This window comes from Streptomyces sp. NPDC037100 (assembly GCF_055606225.1).
Map to the genome: position 1 here is coordinate 386,508 of NZ_JBVJSX010000009.1, position 15,841 is coordinate 402,348.

General features: G+C 72.9%; 16 protein-coding genes and 1 pseudogene. 10 read left to right on the forward strand and 7 right to left on the reverse strand.

Annotated elements, in window-relative coordinates:
• Position 1: 1 nt before the first annotated feature.
• From ACZ7EG_RS28660 to hypA, 7 genes are all read left to right on the forward strand, one after another.
• Positions 2–1,090 carry an NADH-quinone oxidoreductase subunit B family protein gene (locus ACZ7EG_RS28660; protein WP_471084884.1) on the forward strand — a complete coding sequence of 363 codons (1,089 nt, stop codon included), beginning with the start codon at positions 2–4 and terminating at the stop codon, positions 1,088–1,090.
• Positions 1,091–1,154: 64 nt separating this feature from the next.
• Entirely contained in the window at positions 1,155–2,948 is a 1,794-nt protein-coding gene (locus ACZ7EG_RS28665) for a nickel-dependent hydrogenase large subunit (RefSeq protein ID WP_471084887.1), read from the forward strand.
• On the forward strand, positions 2,941–3,492 hold the full coding sequence (locus ACZ7EG_RS28670; RefSeq protein ID WP_471084890.1) for a NifU family protein: 552 nt from the start codon (positions 2,941–2,943) through the stop codon (positions 3,490–3,492). The genes ACZ7EG_RS28665 and ACZ7EG_RS28670 overlap by 8 nt, the downstream gene beginning before the upstream one ends.
• The gene (locus tag ACZ7EG_RS28675) at positions 3,489–4,085 is read left to right on the forward strand and encodes a DUF5947 family protein (protein WP_471084892.1); all 597 of its coding nucleotides are present in this window, start codon (positions 3,489–3,491) and stop codon (positions 4,083–4,085) included. Before ACZ7EG_RS28670 ends, ACZ7EG_RS28675 begins: the two co-directional genes overlap by 4 nt.
• Positions 4,086–4,126: 41 nt before the next feature.
• The gene (locus tag ACZ7EG_RS28680; RefSeq protein WP_471084895.1) at positions 4,127–4,333 is read left to right on the forward strand and encodes a hypothetical protein; all 207 of its coding nucleotides are present in this window, start codon (positions 4,127–4,129) and stop codon (positions 4,331–4,333) included.
• Positions 4,334–4,367: 34 nt separating this feature from the next.
• Positions 4,368–4,559 carry a hypothetical protein gene (locus ACZ7EG_RS28685; protein ID WP_471084898.1) on the forward strand — a complete coding sequence of 64 codons (192 nt, stop codon included), beginning with the start codon at positions 4,368–4,370 and terminating at the stop codon, positions 4,557–4,559.
• 7 nt (positions 4,560–4,566) lie between these two features.
• Positions 4,567–4,917 (forward strand): hydrogenase maturation nickel metallochaperone HypA, encoded by a 351-nt coding sequence (hypA, locus tag ACZ7EG_RS28690; RefSeq protein ID WP_471084901.1) that lies wholly within the window; start codon positions 4,567–4,569, stop codon positions 4,915–4,917.
• 48 nt (positions 4,918–4,965) lie between these two features.
• Here the strand turns inward: hypA and hypE are convergent, their stop codons facing one another.
• The 7 genes from hypE to ACZ7EG_RS28725 are packed head-to-tail and all read right to left on the reverse strand — an operon-like array spanning position 4,966 to position 12,915.
• A complete protein-coding gene (hypE, locus tag ACZ7EG_RS28695) occupies positions 4,966–6,036 on the reverse strand; it encodes a hydrogenase expression/formation protein HypE (protein WP_466979761.1) in 1,071 nt (356 codons plus the stop codon).
• Positions 6,029–7,171 (reverse strand): hydrogenase formation protein HypD, encoded by a 1,143-nt coding sequence (hypD, locus tag ACZ7EG_RS28700; protein WP_471084904.1) that lies wholly within the window; start codon positions 7,169–7,171, stop codon positions 6,029–6,031. Before hypD ends, hypE begins: the two co-directional genes overlap by 8 nt.
• On the reverse strand, positions 7,168–7,491 hold the full coding sequence (locus ACZ7EG_RS28705; RefSeq protein WP_471084907.1) for a HypC/HybG/HupF family hydrogenase formation chaperone: 324 nt from the start codon (positions 7,489–7,491) through the stop codon (positions 7,168–7,170). The genes hypD and ACZ7EG_RS28705 overlap by 4 nt, the downstream gene beginning before the upstream one ends.
• Before the next feature lie 2 nt (positions 7,492–7,493).
• The gene (gene hypF / locus ACZ7EG_RS28710) at positions 7,494–9,806 is read right to left on the reverse strand and encodes a carbamoyltransferase HypF (protein ID WP_471084910.1); all 2,313 of its coding nucleotides are present in this window, start codon (positions 9,804–9,806) and stop codon (positions 7,494–7,496) included.
• A complete protein-coding gene (gene hypB, locus ACZ7EG_RS28715) occupies positions 9,803–10,546 on the reverse strand; it encodes a hydrogenase nickel incorporation protein HypB (RefSeq protein WP_471084913.1) in 744 nt (247 codons plus the stop codon). Before hypB ends, hypF begins: the two co-directional genes overlap by 4 nt.
• 39 nt (positions 10,547–10,585) lie before the next feature.
• Positions 10,586–11,173: a hydrogenase maturation protease gene (locus tag ACZ7EG_RS28720; RefSeq protein WP_471084916.1), complete on the reverse strand. Its 588-nt coding sequence runs from the start codon at positions 11,171–11,173 to the stop codon at positions 10,586–10,588.
• Positions 11,170–12,915 carry an enoyl-CoA hydratase-related protein gene (locus tag ACZ7EG_RS28725; protein ID WP_471084919.1) on the reverse strand — a complete coding sequence of 582 codons (1,746 nt, stop codon included), beginning with the start codon at positions 12,913–12,915 and terminating at the stop codon, positions 11,170–11,172. Before ACZ7EG_RS28725 ends, ACZ7EG_RS28720 begins: the two co-directional genes overlap by 4 nt.
• Before the next feature lie 319 nt (positions 12,916–13,234).
• On the opposite strand from ACZ7EG_RS28725, the pseudogene ACZ7EG_RS28730 reads away from it, so the two are divergent.
• From ACZ7EG_RS28730 to ACZ7EG_RS28740, 3 genes and pseudogenes are all read left to right on the forward strand, one after another.
• Positions 13,235–13,473 (forward strand): annotated as a pseudogene (locus ACZ7EG_RS28730) (LacI family DNA-binding transcriptional regulator); the annotation flags it as partial.
• 108 nt (positions 13,474–13,581) lie between these two features.
• A complete protein-coding gene (locus ACZ7EG_RS28735; RefSeq protein WP_471084965.1) occupies positions 13,582–14,340 on the forward strand; it encodes an IclR family transcriptional regulator in 759 nt (252 codons plus the stop codon).
• A 101-nt stretch (positions 14,341–14,441) separates the two neighbouring features.
• Positions 14,442–15,665: a PP2C family protein-serine/threonine phosphatase gene (locus tag ACZ7EG_RS28740; RefSeq protein WP_471084922.1), complete on the forward strand. Its 1,224-nt coding sequence runs from the start codon at positions 14,442–14,444 to the stop codon at positions 15,663–15,665.
• Positions 15,666–15,841: the final 176 nt, after the last annotated feature.

Consider the following 15,841-nt stretch of genomic DNA (forward strand, 5'->3'; position numbering starts at 1 on the left):
CATGACCACCCACAGCAGCACCGAAGAAGTCAGCAAGGAACCCGAACGGTCCGAGGACCGGCAGGGCATCGACGAGATCCACATCCTCTGGATCTCCGAGGGCATGAGCTGTGACGGCGACACCGTCTCGCTCACCGCCGCCGACCAGCCCTCCATCGAGGATCTGGTGCTCGGGCTGATCCCGGGCCTGCCGAAGGTGAACCTGGTCAACAAGGTGCTCTCGCCCAGCCTGGGCGGCGAGGACTTCCTCGCGCCCTACCGGGCGGCCGTACGCGACGAGCTGGGCCCGTTCATCCTCGTCATCGAGGGCTCGATCCCCAACCAGAACATCATCGAGGGCGACGGCTACTGGACGTCCTTCGGCAACGACCCGGAGACCGGCGAGCCGCAGACCCTCAACTGGTGGATCGACCAACTGGCCCCCAAGGCCTGGGCGGTGGTCGCGGCCGGCACCTGCGCCACCTTCGGCGGCATCCACGCCATGTCCGGCAACCCGACCGGCTGCATGGGTCTCGCCGACTACCTGGGCTGGGACTACACCTCCCAGGCCGGCCTGCCCGTCGTCAACGTACCCGGCTGCCCGATCCAGCCCGAGAACTTCATGGAGACCCTGATCTGGGTCCTCTACCACGCGGCAGGCTCCGCGCCCCCGCCGCCGCTGGACCACATGCTGCGCCCCCAGTGGCTGTTCGGGAAGACGGTCCACGAGGGCTGCGACCGCGGCTCGTACTACGAGCAGGCCAACTTCGCCGCGGACTACAACTCACCCAAGTGCCTCGTGAAGACGGGCTGCTGGGGCCCGGTCGTCAACTGCAACGTGCCCAAGCGCGGGTGGATGGGCGGCATCGGCGGCTGCCCCAACGTCGGCGGCATCTGCATCGGCTGCACGATGCCCGGCTTCCCCGACGCGTTCATGCCGTTCATGGACGAGCCCCCGGGCAGCACCCTGTCGTCCCTGGTCATCAAGCCGTACGGGGCCGTCGTCCGCCGACTGCGCGGCATGACCAACGAGTTGGTCAACCACGAGCCCAGATGGCGCCACAACAAGCGCAAGCTGACCAGCGGTTACGACCCGCACTGGCGCGCCTGATGACGCTTCCCCGCAGCCAGCCCACCACCCCACACACCACCGACAGCGAGGGGCAGTACCGCAGATGACCACCACCGAGGCGCGGCCCACGGACCGCAAGCCGCCACAGCTCGTGGACATGTCCTGGGATCCGATCACCCGGATCATCGGGAACCTGGGCATCTACACGAAGATCGACTTCGCCAACCGGGAAGTCGTCGAATGTCACAGCACCTCGTCGCTGTTCCGCGGCTACTCGGTGTTCATGAAGGGCAAGGACCCGCGCGACGCGGGCTTCATCACGTCCCGGATCTGCGGCATCTGCGGCGACAACCACACCACCTGCTCCGACTACGCCCAGCAGATGGCCTACGGCGTCAAGCCGCCCCCGCTGGCCGAACACATCGTCAACCTCGGCGAGGCGGCCGAGTACATGTTCGACCACACGATCTTCCAGGACAACCTGGTCTTCGTGGACTTCTGCGAGGCGATGGTCAAGGCCACCAACCCCGGAGTCCTGGCCCGCGCCGAACGCACCGAGGCCCCCCGCGGCGAGATCCACGGCTACCGGACCATCGCCGACATCATGAAGGCCTTCAACCCCTTCGAGGGCGAGGTCTACAAGGAGGCTCTGAAGGTCAGCCGGGTCACCCGCGAGATGTTCTGCCTGATGGAGGGCCGGCACGTCCACCCCTCCACGCTCTACCCGGGCGGCGTCGGCACGATGCCGCAGCCGACGGTCTTCACCGACTACCTCAGCCGCCTCATGCGGGTCATCGACTTCGTGAAGAAGGCCGTCGCCATGAACGACGACGTCTTCGACTTCTTCTACGAGGCGCTGCCCGGCTACGAGGAGGTCGGCCGCCGCCGCGTACTGCTGGGCTGCTGGGGCGCCTTCCAGGACCCCAAGGTCGTCGACTACCGCTACGAGACGATGAACACCTGGGGCAAGGCGATGTACGTCACCCCCGGAATCATCGTCGACGGCGAGCTGGTCACCAACAACCTCGTCGACATCAACCTCGGCCTGCGCATCATGCTCGGCAGCTCCTACTACGAGGACTGGGTCAACGAGCAGCCGTTCGTCACCCACGACCCGCTCGGCAACCCCGTCGACATGCGCCACCCGTGGAACCAGACCACCGTCCCGGTGCCGCAGAAGCGCAACTTCGACGACAAGTACAGCTGGGTGATGAGCCCCCGCTGGTTCGACCAGCGCACCGGCGACCACCTCGCCCTCGACACCGGCGGCGGCCCCCTGGCCCGCCTGTGGTCGACGGCGCTGAGCGGCCTGGTCGACACCCCGTACGTCAAGGCCACCGGCCACAGCGTGCGCATCTCCCTGCCCAAGGGCGAGTCCCTGCCGGAGACCACCCTGGAGTGGCGCATCCCGCAGTGGAGCAACACCATCGAGCGCGACCGCGCCCGGCCCTACTTCATCGCCTACGCGGCCGCCATGGCCCTGCAGTTCCTCGAAGAGGCCATGGGCATGGTGCGCGCGGGCGAGACCAAGGTGTTCGAGAACTACGAGGTGCCCGACGAGGCGATCGGCTGCGGCTTCCACGAGGCGGTGCGCGGCGTCCTCTCCCACCACCTGGTGATCAAGGACAAGAAGATCGCCAACTACCACCCGTACCCGCCCACCCCGTGGAACGCCAGCCCCCGGGACATGTACGGCACCCCCGGCCCGTACGAGGACGCCGTCCAGGGCCAGCCCATTTTCGAGGAGAACGGGCCGGACGACTTCAAGGGCGTCGACATCATGCGCACGGTCCGCAGCTTCGACCCGTGTCTGCCGTGCGGTGTGCACATGTACGTCGGCAAGGGCAAGACGCTGACGACCCTGCACTCGCCGACGTACGGGGCGAACCATGGCTGAGGCCGCCGGCGCACGGCTGGCCGACCCGGATGTCGAGGCCCGGCTCGCCCGGCTCGACCAGGCGCTGGAAAGCCTCGAGTCCGCCCCCGGCCCCACGACCCGCTCCGCGACCGAGGCGGTGGCCCTGCTGACCGAGGTCTACGGCGAGGCCCTGGCCCGCGTCCTGGACCAGGCGGACGAGCGGCTGGCCGAGCGCCTCGCCGACGACGAGCTGCTCGGGCACCTCATGGTGCTGCACGACATCCACCCCGAGCCCGCCGAACGCCGGGCGGCCCGCGCGGTCGAACGGCTGCGGCCCGCCGTGCAGGAACGCGGCGGCGACGTGGAGTGGGCCGGCGTGGAGGGGCAGGTCGCCCGGGTGCGTCTGACCACGGGCGGCGGCGGATGCGGGTCCGGCTGCGGCGGCGGAGGTGACGAGGTCACCGACGCGGTCCGCGCGGCGGTGCTCGCCGTGGCTCCCGAGCTGACGACGGTGGAGCCCCTGACCGAGACGCCCCCCGCCTTCGTCCCCCTGACCACGCTGACGCGCCGGGGTGCACCGTGACCACCGACGGGGCACTGGCCCGCCTCATCCGCTCCTCGGCCGACCGCACGGCGGCGGCCGAGAAGGAGGTGTGCGACCTGTGCGCCGCACCGGTCGCCGAAGAGCACGCCCACCTGTACGACACCGGGCAGGAGGAGGTGCGCTGCGCCTGCGGCCCCTGCTCCGTGCTGTTCGCCGACGCGGCGGCGGGGGACGGCCAGTACCGGCTCGTGCCCCGGCGCCGGCTCCGGCTGCCCAAGGTCGACACGGCCGTCCTGGGCGTACCCGTCGGCCTGGTCTTCTTCGTGCCCCGGGCGGACGGCACCATCACCGCCGAGGGCCCGAGCCCGGCGGGAGCCATGCGGTGGGAGGTGGACACGGCGGCCTGGCAGCAGCTGGCCGGGACGTGTCCGCAGCTGGCAACCGTGGAACCCGACGTGGAGGCGCTCCTGGTGAACACCGTCCACGGCCTCGACGAGCACTGGATCGTGCCGATCGACGACTGCTACCGGATGATCGCCGTCGTACGCCGGGAGTGGCGCGGCATGTCCGGTGGCGGCCGGATCTGGCCGGCCGTCGAGCAGTTCTTCCAGGACCTCACCGAGCGGCCATAGCCACGCACTCCGCAGGTCGGAGGCGAGGAAGGAGAGCACCCATGGGCAACATCAGAGTGGGCCGGCCCCAGGCGAAGCCCGACACGCCCGGGCACATCGCCGGGATGCACCAGGGCAACAAGGGACCGCGCGAGCGGCAGAAGGGGCACCACGCGGACGGCACCGCCGACGCCCGCCGCTCCACCGGGATCCACTGGAAACGGCATGACGCCCTCGTCGAGACCATGCCGAACATCTCGCCGGGATGAACACCGTGATGCGAACGAGCAGGGAGTCGCCGCAATGAAACGAGCACGCAGAAGCGTCATGCGCAGGCGGGGCGGGATGAGCGGGCAGAGGGTGCTGAAGACCGAGGCCGTCCTGGTGGGCGGCGCGGCCCTGGCCCTGCTCGCCTGGGAGTGGCCCAGCCTGAGACGCGAGATGCGGATCTGGCGGATGGCGGGCGGGTTCCGCGCCGGCCACCGCTACCCGTGAGCCGGCCGTGCACGAACTGTCGATCGCGACGGCGATCATCGAGCGGGCCGACGAGCTGGCCCGGGCGGACGGGACGGACGCCGTCTCGAAGGTGACCGTCCGGGTCGGCGAGCTGGCGGGCGTCGTCCCCGACGCCCTCGGTTTCGCCTTCGAGGTGGCCCGCGACGGCACCGCCCTCGCGGGGGCGCACCTCGTCGTCGAGCAGATTCCCGCGCAGGCCTGGTGCGGCCCGTGCGCCGAGGAGTTCCCGGTGGGCATGCCCCCGTTCTTCTGGTGCCCGCGCTGCGACCAGCCCTCGAGCGACCTGCGCAGCGGCCGTGAACTGGAGATCGCCGGGATCGAGCCGATACCGGCATAGACAGGAGAAGGGCCCCGCCGATCGGCGGGGCCCTTCTCCTGTCCAGGGTCAGCAGATGCGCGGCAGCTGCTCCCCGAGCGGCAGGTCCACCACCCGCGTGCCGCCGAGCCCGGTGGCGACCACCACCATCCCCGGATGCTCGGCGACGCACTCGCCGATCCGTGTCGCCCCGGCACCCTGTGGATGGGCCCGCATCGCAGCCAGCACCTCCTCCGCCTCCGACGGCGGCACGAAGGCGACCAGCCGACCCTCGTTGGCGACGTACAGGGGATCGAGCCCGAGGAACCCGCAGGCGTTCGCCACCGCGTCCGGCACCGGGATCGCCCGCTCCTGAAGCCGGACACCGGTCCCGGAGGCACGGGCGATCTCGTTCAGCGACGCGCCCAGGCCGCCCCGGGTGGGGTCGCGCAGCACATGCACGTCCGGAGTGACGGCCAGCATCGCCGCGACCAGGTCCGCCAGCGGCGCGGTGTCGCTGGCGACCTCCACCCCGAACTCCAGACCCTCCCGCACGCTCATGATCGCCACGCCGTGCAGCCCGATCGGCCCGCTGACGATGACCGCGTCCCCGGGCCGGGCGCGCTGGGGCCGGATGTCCACGCCGTCGGGCACGAGACCCACCCCGGCGGTGGTGACGTACACCCCGTCGCCGTGCCCGGACTCCACCACCTTGGTGTCACCCGTGGCGATCGTGACTCCGGCGGCCTCGGCGGCCGCCCCCATCGAGCGGGCGATCCGCTCGACGACGGTCAGCTCCACGCCCTCCTCCAGGACGAAGGCGGCGGAGAGGTAGGCGGGCCGCGCGCCGCTCATCGCCAGGTCGTTGACGGTGCCGTTGACCGCGAGGTCGCCCAGGCAGCCGCCGGGGAAGAACAGCGGCCGGACCACGTAGGAGTCGGTGGAGAAGGCCAGCCGCGCGCCGCCCAGTTCGAGGACGGCGGAGTCGGCGAGCCCGGCCAGGGTGGCATTGCCGTAGGCCGGGGTGAAGATCTGCTCCATCAGCTCCGCCGACAGCGCACCCCCGCCGCCGTGCCCCATGACCACCACCCCCTGGTCGCGCAGCGGGGCGGGGCAGGTCCAGTTGGCCGGGTCGACCACATCGGCGAGTCGCTCAGGCAACGGGGGTCACCTCCTGCTGCGCGGTGCCGCCGGCCTGCGGCGCCGGGGCGTTCATCCGGCGGTAGAGGTAGTAGGCCGCACAAGCACCCTCGCTGGAGACCATGGTGGCGCCGAGCGGGGTGCGCGGGGTGCAGGTGGTGCCGAACGCGGCGCACTCGGTCGGCTTGATCAGGCCCTGGAGCACCTCACCGGCCCGGCATTCGGCGGGCTCCTCGGTACGGATCCCGCTGACGTCGAAGCGGTGCTCCGCGTCGTAGGAGCGGAAGGCGTCGGTCAGCCGCCAGCCGCTCGCCGGGATCCGCCCGATGCCGCGCCAGGACCGGTCGGTGACCTCGAAGACCTCCTCGATCATGCGCACCGCGGCCGGGTTGCCCTCCTCGCGCACGGCCCGCGGATAGGCGTTCTCCACCCGGTGCTCACCGCGCTCCAGCTGGCGTACCGCCCGGCGGATGCCCTCCAGGATGTCCAGCGGCTCGAAGCCGGTCACCACCATCGGCACCCGGAACCGCTCGGCCAGCTCCGGGTACTCCGCCATCCCCATCACGCTGCACACGTGCCCGGCGGCGAGGAAGCCCTGCACCCGGCACTCCGGTGCCGTCATGATCGCCTCGACGGCCGGGGGCACCCGCACATGCGACACCAGCAGGCTGAAGTTGGACAGACCCAGCCGGCGCGCCTGGTGCACGGCCATCGCGTTGGCCGGGGCGGTGGTCTCGAAGCCGATCGCGAAGAACACCACCTCCCGGTCCGGATTGCGGCGGGCCAGCTCCAGGGCGTCGAGCGGCGAGTACACCACGCGCACGTCGCCGCCCTCGCCCTTGACCCGGAACAGGTCGCGGTCGGTGCCCGGCACCCGCAGCATGTCGCCGAAGGAGCAGAAGATCACCCCGGGCCGCGCGGCGATCTCCAGCGCCTTGTCGATGACCTCCAGCGGCGTGACACAGACCGGACAGCCGGGCCCGTGGATCAACTCGACCTGTTCGGGCAGCAGTTGGTCGATGCCGTGCCGGATGATCGAGTGGGTCTGGCCCCCGCACACCTCCATCAGGGCCCAGGGCCGGGTGGCGGTGGCGCGGATCTCGTCCAGCAGGCGCCGGGCGAGCTGGGGGTCGTTGAACTCGTCGATGTACTTCACCGCGCCTCACTCCCGCTGTCCTGGGCCTCCGTCACCGCGGCGGCGGCGCCCGCCTCCTTGGCCGCCTGCTCCCAGGCGTCCCCGAACTCCTCTTCCAGCAGCCCCAATTCCTCGAACAGCTTCAGGGAGGCCAGGGCCGACTCCTCGTCCAGACGCTGGAGGGCGAAACCGACGTGCACGATGACGTACTCACCCACCCGCACGTCGGACACGTACTCCAGGCACGCCTGCTTCTGCACGCCGCCGAAGTCGATCAGCCCGGTGAGCGGATCGGCGCTGTCGTCGATGGACACGACCTTGCCGGGCACTGCCAAACACATGGTCACTCCTCCTGTCGTAGGTGCGCCGCGACCACCAGCTGGCCGAGGGCCAGGCCGCCGTCGTTCGGCGGGACTTCGCCGTGGCGGAGCACCGCGAAGCCGTCCTCGGACAGCAACCGCGCGCACTCCTCCTCCAGCAGTGCGTTGGCGAACACCCCGCCGCTGAGCGCGACGGTGGCCAGGCCGGTGTCCTGACGCGCCCGCCGGCAGATCCCCGCCACCGCCCGTGCCACGGCCCGGTGGAAACGGGCCGCGAGCACGGCCGCCGGGGTGCCGCACCGCAGATCGGCGATCAGCGCGCCGAGTACGGGTGCCGGGTCGAGATCCCCGGCGAAGGCGTACGCCGACGGGTCGGCGTCCCACGCCGAAGCGGCAGCGGCCTCCAGCTCCAGCGCGGCCTGCGCCTCGTACCCCGCGCGATGGCACACGCCCACGAGCGACGACACGGCGTCGAAGAGCCGGCCCATGCTGGACGTCGGCACACAGGCCAGACCGCTGGACAGCTGCTTCCGGAGCACGGCCGGTTCCTGGGGTGCGCAGGCGGTCACGCACGGCAGATCCGCGTCCCACGGCAGCCCCGCCGCCCACAGCCGGGCCAGGGCCAGACGGCACGGGTTGGCGACCCCGGCGTCACCGCCGGGCAGCGGAGCGGGAGAAAGGCGGGCGTAACGGCGGAAGCCGGAGTAGTCGGCGAGCAGGATCTCGCCGCCCCAGACGGTGCCGTCGTCGCCGTAGCCCGTGCCGTCGAAGGCGACGCCGATCACGGGGGTGGTGCCGTCGAGGCCGTGCCCGGCCATGGCGGAGGCGATGTGTGCGTGGTGGTGCTGGACCAGCACGGGGGCGTGCCCGGCCAGTCGGGAGGCCCACCGTGTGGAGTGGTAGCCGGGGTGCCGGTCGGCGGCGACCAGCTCGGGGCTCACGCCGGTGAGGCCCCGCAGGTGCATGTCCGCCCGCCGGGCCGCCTCCAGGGTCGTCAGGTCGCCCATGTCGCCGATGTGCGGGCCGAACCAGGCCTGGTCGCCGGCACCGAGGCACAGGGCGTTCTTCAGGTCACCGCCCACGGCGAGGGCGGGCCGCACCGGCACCGGCAGCCGCAGCGGCCGGGGCACATAACCGCGGGACCGGCGCAGCACCTGCTCGGTGCCGTCGGGGCGCACGCGCAGCAGGGAATCGTCGCAGGGGGAGGCGATGGGCCGGTCGTGGGCGAGCCAGGCGTCGGCCAGCCCGGCGAGCCGGGTCAGTGCCTCGTCGTCGTCCGTGACGATCGGCTCCCCGGAGCGGTTGCCGCTGGTCATGACCAGCACGCGTGGCCCGGGCGGATCACCGGGAAGGCCGAACAGCAGGCTGTGCACGGGCGTGTAGGGCAGCATCACGCCGAGGTGCGGGCTGCCGGGGCAGACGCCGGGCGCGAGGCCGTTCGCCTCCGGGCGCCGGCGCAGCAGGACGATGGGGCGGCGAGGGCCGGTGAGCGCGGCCAGTTCAAAGGAGGAGAGTCCGGCGATGCGCCGTACCTCGTCGAGGTCCGCGCACATCACCGCGAACGGCTTGCCGCCGCGTGCCTTGCGGGTGCGCAGGGTGTCGACGGCGCGTGCGTCGCCGGCGTCGCAGGCCAGGTGGTAGCCGCCGAGCCCCTTGACGGCGACGATCCGCCCGGCCGCCAGCAACGCGCGTGCCGAGGCCAGGGCCTCGGCGTCCCGGGCCGGGCGGACCCCGCTCCCGGAGGCGGGCACCAGGCGGAGCCGGGGGCCGCAGTCGGGGCAGGCCACGGGCTGGGCGTGGAAGCGGCGGTCGAGGGGATCGCCGTACTCACGGGCGCACGCGGCGCACATCGGGAAGCCGGCCATGGTCGTGACCGCCCGGTCGTAGGGCATGCCCGTGGTGATGGTGAAGCGGGGGCCGCAGTGGGTGCAGGTGACGAACGGGTGCCGGTGCCGGCGGTCGGCCGGATCGCCCAGTTCCCGCAGGCAGTCCGGGCAGGTCGCCGTGTCGGGCGGGAGGAGGGTGGTGCCGGTGGAGCGGTCGGTGGAGCGGATGTCGAAGGTGCCGTCGGCGCCCGTCGCGGGCAGGTCCTCGAACCCGACGCCGGTGACGGTGGCCAGCGGCGGAGGCTCCTCGGCCAGCCGGTCGCAGAAGTCGGCGACACCCTCCGGCGGGCCCTCCACCTCGATCAGGACGCCGCTCGCCGTGTTGCTCACGAAGCCCGTCAGCGCGAGTTCGGAGGCGAGACGGTGTACGAACGGGCGGAATCCCACGCCCTGCACGGTGCCGCGCACGGTGACGCGACGGCGTACCGCCCGGGTGACGGGCGCCGTCACGAGACGAGGCCGGCTTCGGCGCCCTCGGGGGAGTGGGTGTGGGTGTGCGGCCGGGGCGCCAGGGGCGGCCGGTGGACAGGGGCCCCGTCCCGGACGGCGAGCACCCGCTCCAGCAGTGTGTCGACGCCGGCGCCGGTGCGGGCGCAGGACCGCACCACCTCCACGCCCGGGTTGACCCGCCGGACGTTCGCCTCGAAGGCGGCCTCGTCGAACCCGGCCGGCCCGGACAGGTCGGTCTTCGTCAGCACCACCAGATGGGCGGATCCGAAGGCCGTGGGGTACTTCAGCGGCTTGTCCTCGCCCTCGGTCACCGCCATGAGCACGATCCGCAGACTCTCGCCGAGGTCGTAGGACGCGGGGCAGACGAGATTACCGACGTTCTCCACGAACAGCAGCGAGGTCCCCTCGGGCAGCCAGCTCTCGACGTGGCCGCGCAGCTGCCGCGCCTCCAGATGGCACAGCCCGTCCGTCAGCAGCTGCTTCACCGGGGCTCCCGAAAGCGCCAGCCGGTCGGCGTCGTTCTCGGTGGCCAGGTCGGCGGTGAGCGCGGCCACCGGAAGGCCCCGCTCCACCGCCCTGGCCAGCACCCGACCGAGCAGCTCCGTCTTGCCGCTGCCCGGGCTGGACAGCAGGTTGACCACGCTCACCCCGCGCCGGGTCAGCTCCTCACGCAGGCCCGCGGCCAGAGAGTCGTTCTTCGCCAGGACGGCCTGGGTGACCTCGTCCACGGAATCGCACATGGGCGCCGCTCCTCGCGGGTCGGTGGGGACGTCGTTCCGCTACCGATCCTCCGCGCCGCCGCTCCCCGTTCCCGGCAGCCCGGCCGACGACAGGGCGGCGGATTCGTCCGGGCGGCTCAACGGGGGCGTGGCCCCCGGGTCGGCGAGCAGCACCGGCACCATCGCGTGCAGCGCCGCGACGGCCCGCCCCACCGCCTCGCGCACCGTCGCGCTGATGCCCGGGGCGATGTCCTCGTCGGCGGGCGCCCGCAGCTCCGGCTCACAGGCCAGCACCAGGACGCGGGGGAGCGGCTCGTCGCCCAGGTGGGCGGCCAGGGCGAGGACCTTCGCGGGGTCCATGCCGTGCGCCTCGGGCGGGGCGCCCGCGGTGGATCCGCCGGGCGGGTCCGGCTCGATCAGCGACAGCGTGCCCGGCTCGTGCCCCCGCACGGCCGCGTCGACCAGGACGGCCGTGTCGTAGCCGTCGAGCAGCTCGTACGCCAGGTCCATGCCGCGGATGCCGAAGTCCCGCACCCGTACCTCCGGCGGCAGCGGGCGTGGGGCCAGGGCGCGGATCACCTCGGGGCCGAAGGCGTCGTCGGCGAGGAAGATGTTGCCGACGCCCGCCACGAGCAGCCGCGCGCTCACTGCGCTGCTCCCGTGGCCAGCGGCCGGGCGGAGCCGCCCGGGAGTTTGCGGACGAACGCGGACCGCAGCGCGTGGTAGGGCGCCTCGGGGTCGAAGAAGACGGCGCGCATTCGGGCGAGTTCGTCCCGCCGGTATTCGGCGAGGGGCCGCTGGAGCTCGTCCGCGTGGCGTGTCGTGGCCTTGGCGGTGATCCGGCTGGGGAGATCCGGATCGCCGGCCAGGTCGGCGGCCAGCCGCTCGACCTGGCCGGCGAAGTCCTGGGCCGCGACCGGCACCAGACGGTCCACCAGTCCGATCCGCCCGGCGGTCGCGGCACTCACCGGCAGCGCCTCGCTCGTCAGCCGCTCGGCCGTCTCGGCACCCGCCCGTCGGGGCAGCGAGTACGTCCAGAACTCCGACCCGTACAGGCCCATGTTCCGGTAGTGCGGGTTGAGGACGCTGCCCGTGCGGCACCAGACCTCGTCGGCGGCCAGGGCGAGCATGACGCCGCCGGCCGCCGCGTTGCCGCCGAGGGCCGCCACCACCAGCCGGTCGGTGGTGCGCAGCACCGCCTCGACCAGGTCGTTCATGGCGTTGAGGTTGGACCAGGACTCGCCCGCCGGGTCGCCCGCCGCCTCGATGACATTGAGGTGGATGCCGTTGGAGAAGAAGTCCCGTGCGCCACCGAGCACCAGCACCGAGGTGGGGCGGGTGAGGGCGTAGCGCCAGGCGGCGAGCAGCCTGCGGCAGTGGGTGGTGCTCATGGCCCCGCCGGGGAACGAGAAGGTCAGAAAGCCGATGGGACCGCGCTGCCGGTAGCGGATGTCGGTCCAGGTGACGCGGTCGGGCGGCAGTTCGAGCGGGGCCGCGATCTCGGGCAGCCAGTACGGGCGGCCGTTCGACCCCGGCATGCCCGGTCCGCTGCCGGGCGGGGCCGGGAAGCCGGCGAGCACCGAGGCCGCGGGGCGGCGGAACGGCGCCGGGTCACCGGAGCTCTTGCGGGGGCGCAGTTCCGGGATCCACACGGCGCCGTCCCGGGTGGCCCGGCAGACCGCGCCGGCCCGGGTCGCGAGCAGCTCACCGGGCTCTCCGCGCAGCCGGTCCTCGGGGTGCCCGCCGTGCAGGAACACCTCCCGGCTGCAGATCTCGTCCCGGACGCCGGGTTGCGAGTCGGCCCCGCGGAGCTTGCGCAGCACCGTCGCCGTGTCGTCGTTGTCCCAGTCGATCCGGCGCTGCTCCTGGCGGAAGAAGTCCCGCCACACCACGTGGATCCCGGGTTCGCTCTGCGGACGTGGTTTGTACGACCCGTCGGCGTAGCGCCGCACGGCCAGCAGCACGGCGGCCGTGGCGGCGTCCGCCAGCTCGTTGCGGTACACATCGCTCTTGCCCGCCGGCGGCACGGGAAAGGAACCGTCCGCCCACACGTCCCCGGCGTCCATGGCCGCCTCGGCCTGCAGCACCGTGACGCCCCACTCCTGTGCCTCCTCGGCGATCGCCCAGTCCAGCGCCGACGGGCCCCGGTCGCCGGGTGGCCCCGGGTGCACGATCAGGCAGGTGTGATCCCGCCACACGTCCTCCGGCAGGGCCGACTTCAGCATCGGGGCGACGATCAGCTCCGGGCTTGTCTCGCGTACGGCGTCCCGGACGGCGTCGGGGCCGTGCGAGGCGAGCACGACGTCCACGTGGTGCCCCTCGTCCGACAGTTCGGCGAACACACGCTGGGACAGGCTGTTGAACGCGCTGGCGACGAGCAAGATGTCCATGACACGGCATGGTCGCCCGTCCCGGGAGGGCGGCGAAGGACCACGGCGGCGTTTCGCGGTGCTCATCCGCTTCCGGCGGAACGGGTACGCGGCGGCCACCGCCGCAGTCCCGGGCCTTCGGTCGTTGCGATCGGTGCGCCGCCGGGGTGCCCACGCGGACTTCGAGGGGGTGGCACACCGGGCCGGGCACGGAGCGCGGGCCGGGTGCGTTCGGGGATGTGGAACGCTGGGCGTGAGGGGCCGTGGTGCGGTCGCCGGACACGGGGAGTGAGCGAGGACGCCAGTGGGAGGACGGGCCGGTGGCGGCGCGCCGCGCGGGTTGGACGTGGCCCGGCCGGCCGGGGTCTCACAGAAGACGGTGTCACGGGTCCTCAGCGGGGAGCGCCGTGTCTCCGAGGACGTACGCCGAAGAGTGCTCGCGGCGGCCGGGGAACTCGGCTACCGGCTGAACAGCGCTGCCCGGGCCCTGGCCTCCGGGCGGACCGTTCCATCGGCGTGGTCACCCTCGGAACCGCTCTCCACGGCCCCGCGTCGCTGCTGATCGGCGTCGAGCGGTCCGCCTGCGGCCACCGCGGCGGAGCCGCGAGGGGACACGGCTGCCGGCCCACGCCGATCCACCCGGCCTCCCCCTTGCCCGGGGACCGGGCAAGGACGCACGCTGTTCGTATGGGTGGGCAAGACGGCCCTACGCTCATCAACTCCGTCCAGCGGGCCATGCGTCTGCTGGAGGCGGTGAGCGCACACGAGAACGGCGCGCCGGCCAAGCAGCTGGCGCGTGAGACGGGCTTGCCCCTGGCCACCGCCTACCACCTGCTGCGGACCCTGGTCCACGACGGGTACGTGCGCAAGCTGGCCGACGGTGGCTTCGTCCTCGGCGACAAACTGCAGACGCTGCAGACCAGGGGCCGTGCGCAGGCGCTGCTCAGTCGCGTCCGGCCCACCCTCGCCGCGCTGCGGGACGAGCTCGCGACGGCCGCCTACCTCACCTTCTACGAGGAGGGCGAGATCCGGGTCGCCGAGATCGTCGACGGCCCCGGCACGCCCCGCGTCGATCTCTGGGTGGGCTTCGAGGACGCGGGACACGCCACCGCACTGGGCAAGTCCGTCCTGCGGGAGATGGAGGAGGAGGCGCGCCAGGACTACCTCTCCCGGCACCACCTCGCGGACCTCACCCCGCGGACGATCACCAGCCTCCCGGAACTTCTCCGGAGGCTGGAGGCCCCGCCCATGGCCCCGGCCGTCACGGACCTGGAGGAGTACGCCCTCGGCACGGTCTGCGTCGCCGTCCCGGTCTACAGCGGGGACACGCTCGGCTCCCTGGGCGTTTCGCTGCCGTCGAACCGGCTCTCCCGGCTGCCGGAGATCCGGGAGCGGCTGCTTCCCACCGCGAGCCGCGTGACCAGGAACCTCTCGCTCACTATCTGAAAACCCGCTTCTTGCCGGGGACCAGCCTCACCCCGTTTTCTGTATAAGTCAGACATTTCCGGGACGTGCCCCGCGCACAGGTGAGGACTGCGGACACCGACATGAGCCAAGCCCGCAACCATGGCGTCGACCACCCGCCCGTACGGCCGCTCCGCAACCGGGTGGCCGGCGCCGGGGCTTCGGCCCGCAGGCGCGCCGTCGCGCGGCTGGGGTCCGGCGCACCCGTCCTGCCCGTCGTGGTCGTCGCCGCCGTCGTGTCCGCCGACCTCGTCGGCGGGGCGGGGATGATCTGGCTGCCGCTGCTCGCGGCCGGGCCGGCCCTGGCGGCCACGACCAACGGGCCGCGCGGGGTCCTCTGCGTCGGCGTCCTCGCCGTGGTGGTCGGTGCGACGCTCGGGATCCTGGACGGAGTGCCGGGCCGGGAGCTGGCCGCCGTGCTGTCGGCCCTGGTCGCCGTCACGCTCGCGAGCGGCCTGGCCGGCGTGCTGCGCGGGCGCCGGGAGCGGGTCCTCGCCGCTGTCCGATCGGTCGCGGAGACCGCCCAGCACGCCTTGCTCAAGCCCGTTCCGTCGACCGTCGGGCCGTTCCAGGTGGCCGTCCGCTACAGCGCCGCGGCGGCCGAGGCCCGTATCGGCGGTGACCTCTACGCCCTGATACCCACCCCGCACGGGGTGCGGCTGATCGTCGGCGACGTGCGCGGCAAGGGGCTGCCCGCCGTCGGGACCGCCGCGCTGGTGCTCGGTGTCTTCCGAGAGGCCGCCCACGACGAGTCCGAACTCCTCGCCGTCGTCGACCGCATCGAGCGGAGCCTCGCCCGCAACCTCGGCCGCGACGACTTCGTGACCGCCGTGGTCGCCGGGTACCCGCGAGAGGGGCATCTGGAGGTGGTGAACTGCGGGCACGCGCCCCCACTCCTGGTGGGCGCCTGCGGGAGCATCACGCCCGTGGAGCCCGCGCACCCGGCGCCGCCCCTCGGGCTGCGCGACCTCGCGGGGCACGCCCCGGGACTCCACACGCTCCCCTTCGCCGACGGGGATCAGCTGCTGCTCTACACCGACGGGGTCACCGAGGCCCGCGACGGGGGCCACGCCTTCTACCCCCTGGCCGAGGGCCTGAAGCGGCATGTCTCCCAGGAGCCGGCCCGCACCCTCGGCGCACTCCACGAGGAACTGCTGGCCCATGTGGGCGGCAGGCTGCACGACGACGCGGCCCTGCTCCTCATCCGCAAGCCGACCGGGCGCGCGGCGGAAGCCGAGGCTCCCGGGGCCGGCTGCACCGGGCCGGACGCTCCTGGTGCGGTGGCCGAGGCGAGGTGCTGGTCGTGAGAGCGGTGGCGGCGGCACCGGGCCGGACGCTCCTGGTGCGGTGGCCGAGGCGAGGTGCTGGTCGTGAGAGCGGTGGCGGCGGCACCGGGCCGGACGCTCCTGGTGCGGTGGCCGAGGCGAGGTGCTGGTCGTGAGAGCGGTGGCGGCTGCGCCGGGCCGGACGCTCCTGGTGCGGT